Annotated in this window: 13 protein-coding genes; 5 read left to right on the top strand and 8 right to left on the bottom strand. The window is 51.6% G+C overall.

The genetic code is table 11. The features are described from left to right. A complete protein-coding gene (locus GKC03_00265; GenBank protein ID NYT10967.1) occupies nt 1-786 on the bottom strand; it encodes a dihydropteroate synthase in 786 nt (261 codons plus the stop codon). A 239-nt stretch (nt 787-1,025) separates the two neighbouring features. Between GKC03_00265 and purH the strand changes: the two genes are divergently transcribed. Both purH and GKC03_00255 read left to right on the top strand, forming a co-directional pair. Further along, on the top strand, nt 1,026-2,579 hold the full coding sequence (purH, locus tag GKC03_00260; protein NYT10966.1) for a bifunctional phosphoribosylaminoimidazolecarboxamide formyltransferase/IMP cyclohydrolase: 1,554 nt from the start codon (nt 1,026-1,028) through the stop codon (nt 2,577-2,579). Between the two features lie 117 nt (nt 2,580-2,696). Further along, nucleotides 2,697-4,172: a phosphoenolpyruvate carboxylase gene (locus GKC03_00255; GenBank protein NYT10965.1), complete on the top strand. Its 1,476-nt coding sequence runs from the start codon at nt 2,697-2,699 to the stop codon at nt 4,170-4,172. An 11-nt stretch (nt 4,173-4,183) separates the two neighbouring features. Here the strand turns inward: GKC03_00255 and GKC03_00250 are convergent, their stop codons facing one another. From GKC03_00250 to GKC03_00235, 4 genes are read right to left on the bottom strand one after another with little or no spacing between them, the layout of a single operon-like run. Continuing rightward, on the bottom strand, nt 4,184-5,482 hold the full coding sequence (locus GKC03_00250; protein NYT10964.1) for a GMC family oxidoreductase: 1,299 nt from the start codon (nt 5,480-5,482) through the stop codon (nt 4,184-4,186). Nucleotides 5,483-5,492: 10 nt separating this feature from the next. Beyond that, nucleotides 5,493-6,086: an L-2-amino-thiazoline-4-carboxylic acid hydrolase gene (locus GKC03_00245; GenBank protein ID NYT10963.1), complete on the bottom strand. Its 594-nt coding sequence runs from the start codon at nt 6,084-6,086 to the stop codon at nt 5,493-5,495. After that, the gene (locus GKC03_00240) at nt 6,083-8,809 is read right to left on the bottom strand and encodes an AMP-binding protein (GenBank protein NYT10962.1); all 2,727 of its coding nucleotides are present in this window, start codon (nt 8,807-8,809) and stop codon (nt 6,083-6,085) included. Before GKC03_00240 ends, GKC03_00245 begins: the two co-directional genes overlap by 4 nt. Next, the gene (locus GKC03_00235; protein ID NYT10961.1) at nt 8,806-10,044 is read right to left on the bottom strand and encodes a polysaccharide pyruvyl transferase family protein; all 1,239 of its coding nucleotides are present in this window, start codon (nt 10,042-10,044) and stop codon (nt 8,806-8,808) included. The genes GKC03_00240 and GKC03_00235 overlap by 4 nt, the downstream gene beginning before the upstream one ends. Before the next feature lie 300 nt (nt 10,045-10,344). Between GKC03_00235 and GKC03_00230 the strand changes: the two genes are divergently transcribed. Further along, complete coding sequence (locus GKC03_00230) at nt 10,345-12,246, top strand: DUF4445 domain-containing protein (GenBank protein ID NYT10960.1); 1,902 nt, start codon at nt 10,345-10,347, stop codon at nt 12,244-12,246. On the opposite strand, the gene GKC03_00225 is transcribed toward GKC03_00230, so the two are convergent. Continuing rightward, nucleotides 12,218-12,403: a hypothetical protein gene (locus GKC03_00225; protein ID NYT10959.1), complete on the bottom strand. Its 186-nt coding sequence runs from the start codon at nt 12,401-12,403 to the stop codon at nt 12,218-12,220. The two genes, GKC03_00230 and GKC03_00225, sit on opposite strands and share 29 nt — an antisense overlap. Nucleotides 12,404-12,892: 489 nt before the next feature. On the opposite strand from GKC03_00225, the gene GKC03_00220 reads away from it, so the two are divergent. Then, on the top strand, nt 12,893-13,921 hold the full coding sequence (locus GKC03_00220) for a hypothetical protein (protein ID NYT10958.1): 1,029 nt from the start codon (nt 12,893-12,895) through the stop codon (nt 13,919-13,921). Beyond that, the gene (locus GKC03_00215) at nt 13,921-14,673 is read left to right on the top strand and encodes an AAA family ATPase (GenBank protein ID NYT10957.1); all 753 of its coding nucleotides are present in this window, start codon (nt 13,921-13,923) and stop codon (nt 14,671-14,673) included. The genes GKC03_00220 and GKC03_00215 overlap by 1 nt, the downstream gene beginning before the upstream one ends. Before the next feature lie 6 nt (nt 14,674-14,679). On the opposite strand, the gene GKC03_00210 is transcribed toward GKC03_00215, so the two are convergent. Further along, nucleotides 14,680-16,005 carry an acetyl-CoA decarbonylase/synthase complex subunit gamma gene (locus GKC03_00210; protein NYT10956.1) on the bottom strand — a complete coding sequence of 442 codons (1,326 nt, stop codon included), beginning with the start codon at nt 16,003-16,005 and terminating at the stop codon, nt 14,680-14,682. A 1-nt stretch (nt 16,006) separates the two neighbouring features. Continuing rightward, a complete protein-coding gene (locus GKC03_00205) occupies nt 16,007-16,960 on the bottom strand; it encodes an acetyl-CoA decarbonylase/synthase complex subunit delta (protein ID NYT10955.1) in 954 nt (317 codons plus the stop codon).

The following is a 16,960-nucleotide window of genomic DNA, read 5'->3' as shown; positions in this document are numbered from 1 at the left end:
TCAATCCCTCAGATTCATCAGGAAATCGTCGCAGTATAGCTTCTCATTCAGCAGGATCTCTCCCGCCTTGACTATTTTCATCAGTTCCCGGTCCTCTGGGTCCATTATGGCTGCAGTCAATCCGGTCCCCATAAGCATGGCAAGGAAGCTCCGGTTGAGAAGACTTCTCTCCTTCGCCATATTTGAGATGTTGCTTAATCCCACAATGGTCCTGGGGGCGGGGTCGTTTAGAATCTGGAATTGCTGGATGGATCTGATGACGACCTTGCCCTGATCCTGAGCAGCGCCTACCGGTAGTATGACTGGATCGAGGAATATCTTCTCCGGCATCACTCCATATTCCATTGCGGTGGTCATCAACAGCATTGCCAGCTCGGTCCTGGAGTCAGAATCATTCGGTATGCCCTTCTCACTGATTGTAAGACAGACAATATCAGCATCGTACTCAACCGCCAGGGGGAAGAATCTCTCCATCTTCTTCACTTCAGCAGTGGTGCTGTTCATGATGGGCTTTCCCTCGCAGGCCTTGAGGCCAGCTTCCATTGTCTTTGGACCGGGGGAATCGAGGCAGAGAGGTGTGTCCACCACCTCTTGGACCGTCTTCACCAGCCATTCCATGCAGGCTGGTGCATCGTCCCTCCCAGGACCCGTGTTGATGTCGAGGTAGTTTGCCCCGCACTCAACCTGCTTGAGGGCAAGGTCCTGTATTATCTTCGCATCCCTTCGATCAATGGCCTGGCCCACCGAGGCGAACTGCCCGTTAATCCTCTCGCTCACGATAAGCATAATCTCCCTGAACTCTGAAAGGAACCAACTCGAATAAAAGGTTGTTGCACTTCCCAGATGTCTTGATTACCGATTGTAAACGACAAATGCCGAATATCGAAGCTCTCTTCTTGAATGACGCAGGATTGGTATGGAAACCATGTCCAAAAAATCAATTAGCTTTATTTGCAGCTATCCCATATAGCACCGGTATACTGTTCTAATCTGTATGCCTCTTCAAATATTTCGGGGGAAAGTTTGTGGGCAAAATTGAACGTGCCTTGATCAGTGTGTCAGACAAATTTGGAATAGTCGAATTTGCTAAGGGTTTGGACGAGCTTGGAGTGGAGATCATCTCCACGGGGGGAACAGCAAGGCTCCTCAACCAGAGCGGGATTGGTACAATTGGAATCTCGGAGGTCACTGGATTTCCGGAGATGCTCGATGGAAGGGTCAAGACTCTGCACCCGAAGGTCCATGCAGGCCTGCTTGCCAGGAGGGATGTTCCGGATCACATGCAGGCTCTGGCTGTTATGGATATAAAGACCATAGACATGGTGGTGATCAACCTCTACCCTTTCAAGGAGACAGTCCTGAAGGAAGGGAGCACCTTTGAGGACATCATCGAGAACATAGATATCGGAGGGCCGACCATGATACGGTCAGCCGCCAAGAACTATCAATCAGTGGCTGTCGTCACCAACCCATCAAAATACGAAGCTATCTTGGACGAGATGAAGAGATCTGGAGGGGCTCTCAGCAATGAGACTCATCAGGCTCTGCTCCTGGAGGCGTTCCAGACAACTGCCTTTTACGACGCGATGATAACCACGTATCTGCAAAGGAACTTCTCGGATCAGATATTTCCTTCCACAATTTCACTGGGTTTCGAGAAGGTCCAGGAACTTAGGTATGGAGAGAATCCCAACCAACAAGCGGCCTTCTATGCCGATCCATTCTGCTCTGGAACCTGCGTTTCCAGGGCGGAGAAACTGCATGGAAAGGAACTATCATACAACAACATTCTCGACTTGGACGCAGCAATGGACATCGCCCGGGAGTTCGACCGCCCCACCGCGGTGGTCATGAAACATACCAATCCGTGCGGCGTCGCCAGCTCTGACAAGATCAGCGATGCATTCGTCACCGCCTACGCTGTGGACCCGGTTGCAGCCTTCGGTTGTGTGATCAGCACCAACCGTGACATAGATGTTGCCACGGCCAAGGAGATCTCTAAGTATTTCGTGGAGGCAGTCGTCGCCCCCAACTACGAGGATGAAGCTCTCGAGATACTTACCAAGAAGAAGAACATACGCTTGCTTCGGACAATGGCTCCCATTGCCAAGGAGGCTTCTGCGGGCATTGCCATGAAGGGTGTGAAGGGAGGGCTGCTGATGCAGACCAAATCCTATGTGGACCTCACCCCGGAAAATCTGAAGGTAGTTACCAATAGGAAGCCGACTGAAGAAGAGATCAAGGCCATGTTGTTCGCCTGGAAGGTCGTCAAGCACGTCTGGTCCAACGCCATCGTGTTCTGCAAGGATGAGAGGGCGGTGGGCATCGGTGCGGGCCAGATGAGCCGAGTGGACTCATCCATGATTGCGGGAATCAAGTCCAAAGGGGAGGCGAAAGGCAGTGTAATGGCTTCTGATGCCTTCTTCCCCTTCCGGGATGGAGTTGACGAGGCAGCCAAAGCTGGTGTCACAGCCATCATCCAACCTGGCGGATCCATAAGGGACGAGGAGGTCATAGAGGCCGCCAACGAGCACGGCATGGCAATGGTCTTCACCGGTTCAAGGGTGTTCAGACACTAGTCAAATATCTGAATTCCGAATCTATTGAGATGGGTTCAGATTCAGAAACCCTTTTCTTTATCATTTCTCATAGTATATCTCACGAATCATGAAAATTGATCTTGAAGGAGAGGTCAGATGTTCATTGAAACGAGCAAGGTTCCAAAATGCATGAGCACACAGCATCCGGATAACGTCGCACCCCCTTTCTTCGCCGAGAGCCAGGAGTTGGGTGGGGAGGATGAGATCCAGGAAGCCTACTATGCATTTTCCCATCTGGGTTGTGACGAGCAGATGTGGGATTGCGAAGGGAAGGAAGTTGACAACTTCGTGGTAAAGAAGCTGCTCACGAAGTATGGACATTTCTTCGCCGAGCACAGGATCGGAAAGGAAGTCTTCATCACCCTAAGGGTGCCAAATCCAGAGGTGGAGAAGGGGGAGGCTAAGATCCTCCTTGAAACACTGGAGAGCATCCCAAGATCTTTCGACACTGCCCGGCCTTTTTACGGTGATGATGAGCCTCCTATATTCGAAGTCATCCTGCCCATGGCCTCTTCTGCCCCGAGCATTGACAGGGTTTACAAGTACTATCGCGACTTCGTGGTAGGAAAGCAGTCAAAATCATTCGAACCCAGTGGCATGACTATCGCAGAGTGGATAGGCAAATTCGGTCCTGGGGAGATCAATGTCATACCGCTCTTCGAGGACATGAAGAACATGCTCAACGCCCATGAGATCACCCGTAAATATCTGGAGGATAAGGATGTCGATTATCAGCGCGTGTTCCTGGCAAGATCGGATCCGGCTCTGAATTACGGTCTGGTCAGCGCCGTTCTCCTGAATTGGATATCATTGAAGCGCCTGGAGAGGATGTCCCTTGAGACCGGAATAGAGATTCTTCCGATAATCGGTATAGGGTCGGCGCCTTTCAGAGGCAACTTCCGCCCTTCGACCGTTGACAGGCTCATGGAGGAGTACGCCTACGTCCACACCTTCACCGTGCAGTCCGCATTCAAGTACGACAATCCTCATGAAGAAGTGCGGCGTTCGGTGGACAAGATACTTGACCACCGGACAAGACCAATGCCAGATATCGATGAAGAGAGAAGTTTGAACATCATAGAAAGGTATTCAGAAGAGTACAAGAGGCAGATTATCCAGTTGGCACCCATTATCAATGAAGTAGCCAAGTTCATTCCAAGCCGGAGAAAAAGAAAGCTCCACATCGGACTATTCGGTTACTCCCGAAGCGTCGGAGGAATCTCCCTTCCCAGAGCTATCCGCTTCACCGCAGCCCTCTATTCCATAGGGATTCCTCCCGAAATACTCGGTCTCAACGCTTTGAATCAACAGGACATGGATTTCCTTCATGATACATGGGTACATTTCGATGAGGACCTGGGGGACGCGTTGCGCTATGCCAATCCAAACACACTCCACATTCTCCCGGAAGATCTCCAAGCAAGAGTGAGGGAGTTGTTGGACAGATTCTCAGTAGACCATGAGCACGCCATGATCACCAGCAAGGTCCTCGATTCGCTGAATGCTGGGAGTCTATCAGGTATCGCTGAGGGCGTATTGGACGCAGCACGTATCAGGAGATTCTTGGGCTGAGATCATCCGATCTAACGAGGAAGCGTCTGAGCCAGGATCTTCCTGGATACCCTCAGGGAGATCGCCGCCGTGGTAAGCATTGTTGGAAAGCCCTGTGATGATGGGACCAGAGATAGATCGGATATCCATAACCCATCGGGTAGAAGACCAGGTCTCATTAAATCGATATCATCCCTTCTCAGGGGAACGGTACCTCCCAGGTGTCCAGCATTGAGAAGACCTTCCACGAAAGGTCCCGAAACCCCGGCCTTTTCCATGATTTCCCTGGCTTCCTCCACTCCACTTTCCATCATGAGCTTGTCCTCCTCAATGACCTCCTTCAGCACCGTACCATCGGCGAGCACCTTTCCTCCCGGGGTGTCTGCGAACTTCATCATTAGGCCCACCCTGTCACTTATGGGCACCGGTCTCCACAACTTATAGTAGAAATGTGAAAGTAGGTCCATGTAAGGAGACAAGATGTACCGGTCCCTCTGAAGATACCAGGCCATAGGTTGTTCCTTAATTTGATTGGCGTTCTTCAGCACCCCGCCAAGGGTGAGCACGTAGTCGACCCATAGGTTATCCTCGGTGGGGATTCCGGAGGCCTCCAGGATCTGTGCAGTGCCTATTCCACCAGCGGCCAGCACGATCACATCCCCCTTCACAATAGACTGGGATCTTCCCTTTCCCGCCTCCACTCCTGTGACCCGTTCATTCTCCATCACCAACCGCTTCACGGGCATGTCGGTCATTATCCTTCCCCCTCTGGACTCGATGTCCTCCAGGAATCGACGGGAATCCCACTTAGCACCCGAGGCACATCCTATCTCGCAGAGCCCACATGCCACGCACTTACCCAGGTCAACCACCTTCGGGGTGAGGTTCGGTTCCAATCCCATGTCCATTGCTGAATCGTACATCGCTCCAGTGACAGGACTCCATCTCTCCCTAGGAATTGTGGTAACATTCATCGTTGATTCCAGCTCTTCGAACTCTGGGGTCAGGTCCAGGCCGATCTCCTTCAGCCCCCTCTCTGCCCTTGCCATGCAGCCGCACGACAGGGTGGTGCATCCCCCCAGCGTGACCCCCCTGACTAGGAGGATATCATTCTCGGTCCTCTGGGTGTTCATAGATCGGAACAATTTAGAAAATGACCTCTCCCCGCCCAGAAGACCCGCCCTCCTAATGGAGTCGAACCATCCGACCTTTCTGGTGAAGGGCTTGAATGGTTTCCCTGCCTCTAGCAGAACGACCTCAATGCCATTTTTGGCTAGTTCACTGGCGGCCGTAGCGCCTCCAGCGCCGGAGCCTACAACCACTGCCCTCATATCGACACAATTACCTCAAGTCATCGATAATAATCTTTGCCTTGCATCCCTCTGCACCATCTGGAATGGTCTCCATAAACCTCATGGTCAATAGTGGGTTCAGTCCTCTCAGCACGCCCTCATCAGCTGCGCTTAGCACACGGCAAGTGCGTCCCGAGTAATGGTCCGATAGTGCGCATCTCTTGACAAAAAGGGTACCTCCATCCCCCTCGGGTCTGAAGGTGAACTCTATGCCTAGTACCTTGTACATGATTCTTGCCGCTAGCAGAGTGTCTTTCAGAGAGTCTCCCACTCCAAGTCGTTTTCTCGCCTTTTCGCCAAGGCCAATCCCTACCTGATAAAGGGCTCTCCTGCCAAGAGCCACCCCCTCATCTTCCCCAATGCAGTGGCAAAGTTCGCTCACCCTTTGCTCGTGCAAGATCGCCATCTGTTCTCTCAAGGACTCGAGTCCTATCCCCGAAGTCTCAAGATCTTCGACCGCCGTATTAGGGCAATTTTCCTTGACAAGGGAATCAAGAGCCCCTAAGGTCGCCTCACTCACCTTCCTAAGCTCTCTCAACAGAATTCGTTTGGGAGCGTAGAGGGAGAGCAACCTCAGCATCATCCAATCCCACCTGCTTCTCCCACATGGATGTTCCCAACAGGCTCACCAGAATAGAGGGAGTTCACGATGTTCTTGTATTTCTCCTCGACGACCGACCTCTTCATCTTTAGATTGGCAGTCAGCTCCCCGTTGTCTATAGACAGGTCGAAAGGCAGGATCGACCATCTGACGATCTTCTCAGGATGCGAGAGGTTCGTATTGATACTTCTGACCTGATCATCGATCTCCGAGTTCAGTTTCTCATCGGGTGCATTCTCAACAAAGAGAAGGGCAGTGCAGAACGGTCTAGAATCGGCGATGACAAGGGCTTCCCGAACCCCAGAGACCGACTTCAGCATAGTCTCTACCTTCAGTGGCTGGATGTTCTTTCCGTAAGAAGTGACCATGATCTCCTTCAGCCTTCCTGTCACCCTCAGATATCCCTCCTCGTCAATTGAACCCTGATCTCCAGTCCTGAGCCATCCATCAATGAACGGGTTCTTGGCTTCCCCGTGGTAGCCCGCCATGACCTGTGGTCCTTTAACTTGGATCTCTCCTTCATCTGAGATCCTCAACTCTGTTTCGGGCATGGGCTGCCCTACCGTTCCAATCTTGTTAGCCCCCTCTCTGTTTATGGTGATCAATGGCGCCTCGGTTAGACCGTAGGCATCGTGAACTTCGATTCCTAGATCCCTGAAATTCATAAGCATCTCCCGGCTCGTGGGAGCCGACCCCACTATCAGATGTTCGCTTCGGTCGAGTCCCGCCCTTTGCAGGAGCGCTCGCCTGATCATCCTCTTTCTGATTCGCCTGATTATTCCTTTGGAAGCTGCGAATTTGCTGGCGTGAGGGCTTTCCTCGAATCTCTCCAAGACCTTCTCGTAGAATCTTGGCACTGAGAAGAAAATCCTGGGCCTGACCATGGGAAGCGCTTTCGAAATGTCGTGGAAATCTCTCAGGAACGAGATTTCCAATGGGGCGGGTACATAGTACGGAGAGTAGTTTCCCAATACACCCTCTACGACATGGTTCATGGGTAGGAATGAGAGATAGGAAAGAGGTTTGATCCTGTCTCGGTATGAGTAAAGGGACACCACAGCCTCCGCCATCCACCTGAGCTGAGAGTGGGTGAATTCCACTCCTTTTGGCCTCCCTGTTGTGCTAGATGTATAGCGAAGGGTGGCAATATCGTCTGGACCCGCGAAACAGGATACTGAATCTTCGGAACCTAGGGCTAGAAAATCATCCCAGGGCTTCACACCAATAGGCGGTTGGCTCTCATCGAAACTAATTACATCCCGTTCTCCAGCATAGTCCTTCACCTGCTTCAGGAGGTGAGGCGCCCCAACGAATATCATTTTCGCACCACTATCTTCAAGCAACTCCTGGATCTCAGATGCTGGGGAAGTATAGTACAAGGGAACACTGACCGCTCCTGTAAGGCCTACTCCGGCATCTACTACCAGGAATCTAGTGCTGTTGAGTCCGACCATTGCCACTTTATCGCCGGGAGCGATCCCCAATGAGCGGATTGCGGAAGCACACCTGAAGATATCGGAACGGAGATGCATGGTATCCCGGGGGATAGGCTTGCCTTTCTCTATGTCCTGGTAACTCACCGGTCTTGATTGGCTGCCAATCCTGAAAACGATCTGCTCGTGCACCGTTCTCTCGGAGCGGTGGAAGAATCCGTAGTAGGTAGCGTACTCCAACATCCTTTCCAGGAGTGGCCTCCATTCGATATCGTATCCCCCAAGCAATCGGTCTGCCGTGTCCCTCAAGAAGGATCTTCTCTCGTTCAGGTAGGGCGTGAGTGATCGATAGGTACCCATCGCTCTGCTCCATCCGATCATGGGAATGCGGAGGAAAACAGGCTCGGGCATCTTTTCATGGATGGTCTCTTCTCCCCATTCCCGGACCGCCTCTATGAACTCCAGGGCAGTGGGCATTGAACTTGTGGGGGGTGTGAGGTGCAGGGTCTCCCCCTCTGCCCCGGCATCGAAGGTCATCCTGGCGATGGAATCTGCCACGTAGTCGACGGGTACCATGTTGACCCTCAGCCCCTTGCGAACGGGCAGTATCCTCAACTTTCCACTGAGATAAAGTCTGAGTGGTATGTACAATGTGTTGAAGTTCTTGATCATCCCCTTCTTCGTATCGCCAACAATCATTCCTGGACGGAATATGGTGACTGGGAATTCCTCTCTGATGTCATGCACCATCTGCTCAGCTCGGAATTTGCTCCACTCGTAGTCATTGTTGAATCCCAGGGAATCGTCGAGATCCTTTTCAAGAATATCACCCATCCTCTTACCGGCGACGTAAGCCGTGGAAACATGGGAGAATCTTTCCAGACCTCCTTTTGAGTGGATCTTTCTAGCCAGATCGATGACATTTCTTGTCCCCAATACATTGGTGCTTTCCATCTCTTCCCTAGGACAATCGAACCAAACAGTCGCCGCACAGTGAATCACTCGATCCGCTTCCTTCGCGCGAGTAAGATACTGAGGGGAGAGTCCGAGATCCCGCTTGGTTATGTCGCCAGGAATGATCTCGATCCTCGATGCCAGCCGTTCTCTCAGATTCGGCCAATCCCACCATGCCCTTCGAAGCCTGGCGGTTGCTTGGCCCTGATCTTCTCCTCTTATCGGTACGATCAAGTCATGGTCAGTGTTCTCTAGGATCCAACGTGTGATCCAGGTTCCAACGAAACCGGATGCTCCGGTCAGAAGGATTGTACTCATGATTTTACCGCCATTCCATGCTTCATGGCGAATTCCCTGAGCAATTCCTTGTTCTTTCTAGCCCTCTCCAGGTGCTCCCTGTTCCCAGATAGGAGAACCCTGACATCCTCTTCTGGGTCGGAGATCAGATGATCAACGTTCTCTGAAACCCATTGCCAGAGATTGGGTGAATCCTTCCCAATAAACCTCTTTTCCCTTATGCCCAGATCTCCGAAAAGGTCCCAAAGTCTTAGGTCGTGCCCAACCGCGATCTGAGGAACGCCGGAAGCCAATGAGAGCACGCTCGCGTGATACCTGGAGGTTATGAGCATGTCGAGGTTGCGGAGGAGAAAGGTCATTTCTGATGAATCATACCCGTTAGAGGAGAACACCCTTGCCCGCTTTGGGTTCTTCATTTTTCGATGAACATCCAATGCCAGTGGCTCGTCCAGAGCCTCCATGGCTATTAGCGCTATCGATTTGTCGTACCTCTCCACGACCCTGTCTGCCTCCTTGGCGAAACCTTTGGCCAGCGCTTCAGTGGATTCCTGTCTTTTTCTTGAGTATGAGTAGTAATACGGCCAGCGATAGCATAAACGGCGCCTTCCGTACGGTCTTAGCACCACTGGCCAGAGATAGAAATTAACCACGGACATGCCTACAGCTCCGGTCTCTCCCTCCGGCCAGATCGAGGGGATATAATCCTTTGGGGTCTCGTCGACAAGAAAAGAGAATGCAGTATCGGCCGTCGCCTCGATGGGGGCCGTAACCCCCCAATCCCGCAATCTCTGTGCGGCCGCATTGGTTCGGGTTATTATCATCGAGGTCTTGCTAGCATCCCTCTTTACCCTTTTCTCGTTTCCCTTTGATAACTCTCCGGCATCAACTGCATATGCCATCGAGGGTTTTCCGTACGAGTGGGCATACTTGGACGCTGAGAGGAATGCCCATAGCAAGACAGATGTCCAGGTATCCATGTAACAGCTACCCTCAACCAGCATGATGAGATCATTCTCTTTGACCAATCTTCTTAGATCGAAGAAGTAAATTGGAGACACTGGTTCGATACTGAGGCCGGGTTTTTCCTCCAAGTACCTTCTCAGGTTCACCTCGTTCAGGGTGGGGACCGTGATGTGAACATCTTGACCCATGATTTCCTGCACATCCTTGATTATCTCAAGGAGTCTTGCTTCTGAACCAGTGTTATTGGCACCATTGTATCCTACCAGGAGCACCTTCACACATCTGCCCTCCAAATCGTGTCAGTCTTTCTCAATCCATAGCTCAAGTCCACTTGACCCACATATCATACTGGCTTTGAGATTGCATATCTCTTAATGTTTGTTACTCTCCTGTCATTTACCACTTTGATAATAAATTTGAGCTAAAAAAGAAGATGAGGGAAGAGAAGGATCTGACCAAGTCTGCGAAATCGAAAGACCAATCTCATGAGTTCTTCTCACTAAATTAGAATAAATAGTCTCCTCAATCAGTTCGTTCAATAGCGGTCAATTGAATGGCAACATTCAATATTCAGGAATCCATATTTTAACCGGATGTTATACTCAGTTACTTTCTTCCCCAAGAACTCCACGGTCGAGGTAGAGGAGGGGACCACATTGCTAGATTCGGCCGTTAAGGCTGGGGTTTCAATAAACGCAGTCTGCGGAGGCGAGGGAAAGTGTGGCAGATGTCGGGTCATCGTTGAAGGAGCGGTGGATTCCCCTGACACCTCCTTAATCAATCCCCTTGATTGGGAGAACGGCTACCGCCTCGCCTGCCAGAGCAAGGTGAGGAGTGATCTGATAGTGTTCGTACCCCATGAAGCCCAGGTAGGGGAGCATAAGATTCTTACAACATTCCATGTGGCCGAGCTTTCAGACCTCTCTCCTCTAGTGAGCTGGAAGTACCTAGATCTGCCTCGTCCGACTCTCGATGACAACCTTGGAGATCTGGAGAGAATCGAGCGATCTTTAGGGCTGGCCCATGGAGAACTGGATGCCCAGCTGAAGGTACTGAGAAAGCTGCCAGACGTGATAAGGTCCTCCGATTGGAATGTCTCCGTTGTTCTAGAAGGGGAGCACAATCTCATTGACATCAGACCCGGTGAGTGCCTGAGAGAACTTGGTCTTGCGGTGGACGTAGGAACCACCACAGTCGTGGCAGCTCTGATCGATATGCGCAATGGCGAGGTTCTGTCTCAGGCGTCAGATTACAACAAGCAGATCGTCTGCGGAGAGGACGTGCTTTCTCGAATCGCTTTCTGCGAAGATCGCAGTGTGGAAAGGCCCCAACGCCTTGTGCTGGACACAATAAACGCACTCATAAGTAAGATCCAGGTTGATATCAAAGCTCGAGAAGAATGCAACCTGACCGGGGACGATATTTCCTCAATTTCTGTGGCGGGGAATACCACAATGATCCACCTACTCCTTGGTTTGGACCCTCGAGGAATCCGCTACGATCCCTACGTACCTTTGACCAACCTTCCACCGATCTTGCGAGCTGGCGATGTTGGAATCGAGATACTCCCTCAAGCCCCAGTTTACTTCGTACCCGGAAGGGCTAGTTATGTGGGAGGGGACATAATAGCTGACGTTCTGGCTTCTGAACTTCATACTTCACTGGAGACCTCTTTGCTCATAGACGTGGGTACTAATGGTGAGATCGTTCTTGGAAACAGAGATTGGATGGTCGCCTGCTCCTGCAGCGCAGGGCCTGCTTTCGAAGGCGGAGAAGTAGCTCATGGGATGAGAGCTATGATGGGAGCCATCGATTCCATTCAGCTCAAACAAGGCGAAATTGAGTACACCACTATCGGAGGCGGAAAGCCTATCGGCATCTGCGGGTCGGGGCTTATCGACCTGATCGCTGAGATGTTCAAGAACAGAGTGGTTGACAAGAAGGGACGCATACAGGACCTGAACAATCCTCGAGTTCGAATGGGGGATGAAGGCTCTGAGTTCGTGGTGGCCTGGGCAGAAGAGACCGCGGTTGACGGCGGAAGCCCGGATTGCCCAGATGGAAGAAGAGGAGACATCATAATCACCGACAACGACATTCAGAACATCATCCGAACCAAGGCCGCGGTCTATGCCGCAGCCAGCGTTCTCCTCAAGAGCGTTGATCTTGCCTTCGAGGATCTTAGCCAGGTCTTCGTGGCCGGTGGGTTTGGAAATTACTTGGACATCGGGAAGGCAACTGTGATAGGATTGCTCCCCGATCTCCCAGAAGACAAGTTCGTGTTCCTGGGTAATGGAGCCCTCGCTGGGGCCAGGCTTACCCTTCTTTCAGAGACGAAGAGGAGGGAAGCCAGCATGGTACACGAGAGGATGACCTACTTCGAGCTGAGCACGACACAAGCTTTCTTCGATGAGTTCTCATCCTCGCTGTTCCTTCCCCACACTGACATCAGCAAGTTTCCGAATGTCAGAAAGATGCTGGAAACATCTGGTTGAGATTGAACTCCATCGGTTGGAACTCGACGGTTTTTCCACAGATACAGCGCTCCCTCCGGTAGTTATACACCATCTCCGGGAGGGCCTCTCCACAACCGCAGATATACGGTCCGGTTTCACCGTATGAGAATTCCTTGCAGAATGGACATCTCGGCATACAAACCTGACTTTCTGTTCCGCATCGATTAAATAATTATCGTACGACTATCGACGAGGTTACACGGCAATTGACGATAATAACTTGTTTATCCATCATAATGATCCGAACAATTTAGAAAAAGACCCAGCCAATCGATGAATTCAATGTATATTTGTACTGACCCATTCTTCGAGGTTAATCGAGTCCGATGGACTGACTGGGTAAGGGAACGTTGCCCAAAATGGGCAACGCTCCCTCGTATATTCGCTTATGTTGTCGGGAAGTTCTTCCCCACACGGACATCTGCCGGACCAATCATCCTTGAAGATGAAGGTCCCACAGAACGGGCACCTAGGCATTTCCTTTCCCCTCTATCCCCCTCTTAAGTAGAGAATCGCTCGTGTTATAGAGAATTAATACTTTTCCATCAGTCATCGTTTTGGTACGATGTATCGTCTTCAAAAGTTCCAAAAAGGTTTAAAGGACGAGATTCGGATGTTGCAGCTCGTGACCTGGAATTTCACTCCTACCTGTATAGGCTCATTACCGCATTCTGACCCAGCCAGGGCAGTAGACCTGATTCTCAAGGAGATAAGGGCAGTTCCTTTCTGGCCTCAGCTACCGGCAAGGGGATTCAAAGAGAACATGTACGCCCAATACGCCTATCCATTGCCAGGGGTAAATGTGGATTCCGAGCGGAAGAAGGTCGTTGTTGATCTCAGAGAATATGACCCCGAATCATTCTACATAGACGTTATCAACGAGAACGTCGAAGCATTCACATACAACAGGGATTACTTCGCTGGATTCTTTGAACTCCTATCAAGGGACCTCCCCGATGGCGTAATGGCATTGAAAGGCCAGGTGACTGGACCCGTGAGCACTGGACTCCAGATATTCGATCAGGATGGTCGCTCAGCACTTTATGATGACGCATACTGTGAGATCATTAGGAAAGGCTTGAACATGATGGCCAGGTGGCAGGAGGAGAAACTTCGGGAGAAGTGTGAAAGGACCATCATCTTCATAGATGAGCCCTCCCTCTCGCTCATGGGCACCCCTTTCGCAAGCATCAAGCCAGAAGATGCCATACGATGGATAGACGAGGTCGCCGAAGGCTTGAGAGGAACAGTGGCCACCCACTGCTGCGGTAACACCGACTGGCCAACGATCATGTCTACAGAGGTTGATATCCTCTCTCTTGACGCCTACGAGTACGGGTACACAATATCTCTTTACCCCAAGGAGGTGGATTCATTTCTCAGCAGCGGAGGCGCATTGGCATGGGGGTTGATTCCTAATCTGGAAGAGGCCTTCTTGGAGGAAACGGTAGATTCACTCACACAAATTGGAATCCAGTGCATTCAATCGCTTGTGAACAAAGGGATTGACGAGGATCTTCTAGTTACCCGCTCGATGATTACCCCACAGTGCGGGTTGGGAGGAATGGACGAGCACACATCAGAAAAGGTGCTCCACACTCTGGTCGAAGTCTCTGAGCGCCTCAGGGAACACTTCAAACTGGAGGGCCAGTAGTGTCTTACGTCATCGCTATTGCGGGAAAGGGCGGTGTTGGAAAGTCCACCATATCTTCCTTGTTGGTGAGAGTTCTCCATGAGCGTTCTGGAGAGGTGATCCTTGCGGTGGATGCGGATCCTAATTCCAACCTCGGACAGAAGCTGGGGGTAGATGTTGGGACCACCATCGGTGGCCTTCGCGAGAAGATGTTGGAGAACGCCGATGAGATTCCAGCCAGCATGAGCAAGCAGGAATACGTGCGCTATCACATTGGGCTTGCTCTTCAAGAAGGAGATAGCTTCGACCTTCTGACCATGGGCCGTTCTGAGGGTCCTGGCTGCTACTGCTATATCAACAATATCCTTCGGACATTCATGGATGAGCTGATGGAGGATTACAGCCTCGTGGTCATCGACAACGAGGCTGGAATGGAACATCTCTCACGGAGAACGACGAGGAGAATGGATGCCCTGGTGTTGATCTCTGACGCAACAAAGATCGGCATCGAAACAGCGGCGAGACTCAGGGATCTGGCATCCAACATGGACATTGAGATAAGGAAGAATATCCTCATTGTCAACAGGGCTCCAAAGGATATCCCCCCGGCGTTGAAGGAGGCCATCGGATCCGCGGGCTTCAGTGATGTTATCTACATCCCTATCGATAGGCAGGTGGAGGAACTCACCATTGTAGGTGAGCCCCTCACCTCACTCGATAGCACCAGCAAGGCTCTGCGAGCCGTTAGGGAACTCGCACTGCTGCTTCGCTGATCCGGATCAAAGCGATTTCAACAGCTTGGGAATTCCGCTCGACTCCCTCGGACCAACAACCACCTTGAGATCTGTGAGCTCCTCAAGCTTCCCGCTCATTCTGGTGACCATTCCAGGTATGATGATCTTTCCGTTCTTGGATTTCTGATATGCGTCCGAATCGCTCAATGCCTTAGCCACGGTCTCAGGAGTGAGCTTGCCTGCCGCAAAGGCTGTCATCACCGAGAGTCCTTCGGTATCTACGACCTGTAGCCACACTGGAACCTTACTCTTCTCTATGTCGCCCATCACAGTGAAGTATGTCAGTGAGAAGTTCGTGGTGAACATCAGCGGGGCGTCCTCACCCGGGTTGTTTATGGGGTAGATATCTGGCTTCACCTGAATTGGTACTTGCGGATCCGTGAATATATTCTGCCTCAGTACGTACAGAGGTAGAGCATGCTCCGGAGCAAGCTCGTCGAAGACCACGATGCTCCCATACTTCATGGTGGCGATGAGCCCCATAGCCAGTGCCTTATCGCTTCCTGAGGTGTCCACCATCGTGGGATAACCCAACCCTCTGAACGTCTTCTTGACCGAGTGCTTCCTGATGATGGTGTTCTTCTCAAGCAGATCTTTCAGCGATTTGGGGGAAAAGTCCAGTACCATGTCCTCCACACCGCAGCCTTTGACAGTTACTACAAGATCTGCAAGGCCATCCAGACCGTTCTCACTCTTCACCACAAGGGGGCATGTAAGTTCCTTGGCCACCGCGGCCATATCCTCAGCGTTCTCATGAGTCGCGCAGTGGAGCAACGGCTTCCTGGAAGCCACCTTCGAGGCGGCATCACTCATGGCTCCAGCATCATTGGAGAGCAGAATTAGCGGCTTCTCTGTCGCAGATGAGGCAATCTCCACTGCCGAAGCGAATTTGGCCGCATCTCCGGAGTCATTTCTGATTGCCACCATGTCCATGATCATCATCTGGCCAACCCTCTCGAACTGCAGAGCATTGGCCTTCTCGACCTTGGCCTTGACATCATCCTCGGAGAGTGAGTCTGAAACCGAGAGCGCATAGGCCACAGGGTGGAAGAACTTCTTCTCGTGCCTGAACAGCTCGGTCTCGTCCCCGATCTCTACGGTACCATCCCCTGTTCCGATCTTGATCAATCTGATAGGGGGGGCCGCCGATGCCTCCAGGGAAGCTTTGGCGTTATCTGAGACATATGGGCATTCATCCAGCTTCACCTTCTGGTTTGCAAGTTGCATGGCGAAGGCGAGGCAAGTGGGGAACCCACATTCGCCACAATTGGTCTTGGGCAACAGCTTGAATATCTCTATAGCCGTCGGCAATTCAGTCACCTCCCATGAGATCGGCGACCAGTTCGTTGATAACCCCCACCGCTCTTGGATTTCGCAATATGAGGATATCCGCGCCTGATATGAGTGCTGCCAATCCAGTGGTGATCTCCCACCAGAGCGCTCTTTCATTGACATCCCCGTACGCTGGGTTATCGTCCGTGGCTTCCCTTGCCTCCCAAGCCACTGAGGCGTCGCATATCATCGGGATCTGAAGCATGTTATCGCCCATGAGGGCTGCCAATCGGATCCTCTCATTAACGGAGTAAGAATACTCCAGACCCATGCCCAGTGCGGCCATCAATGGATCGGCTACGATATCATCCAGCTTCACGCCGAAATCAGTGAGTAGAATATTGATTTGCTTTGCCAGATTGATGTCAAGATTCGAGAAGCCAATGATAGAGTGTCCATTGGCCATGCTCGCAGCGGATATGGATTTGTAAGCATCCTCCTCGGCGTGCCCCAACAGCAACCTCTCTCCAGCACCGATGTTGCTCACCAATTCCATGGTCTTGGCGTCCTTCTCCTCATGGCCGCATCCATAGATTACTAGAGGAACCGGTACTGATTCAAGCATCCTCTTGACGAGTTGAGCCGCCTCCTCCGACGAAGTATCTTCTTCCTCGGGGTTCGTAGAGATAAGTCGAAGACAGATCAGGTCCACACCGTATTCCTCGACCCATCTCTTTGCCCACTCCACTGGATCTTTCGCGGCATCTCCGAACTCCTGTACCGCCAGCTCTGGGAATTGCTCGAGAGAGTCGACGACCTCCCCTGCAAGAGCAGGGCGGTTCGGATATTCATTCTCATACGATAGGAAGGGCATCCCTGTCTGCCCTCCCACTATGGCGTTCTTTTCCCTATTTCCTCCGTCTTCGGCGGTGGCGCCTAGCCTGACCTCACCGATTTTACCTGACCATTTCTCTTTGGGTATGGGCACTACCAT

This window comes from Methanomassiliicoccales archaeon (genome assembly GCA_013415695.1).
GTDB lineage: Archaea > Thermoplasmatota > Thermoplasmata > Methanomassiliicoccales > JAAEEP01 > JAAEEP01.
This window is presented reverse-complemented; position numbering and strand designations above follow the sequence as displayed.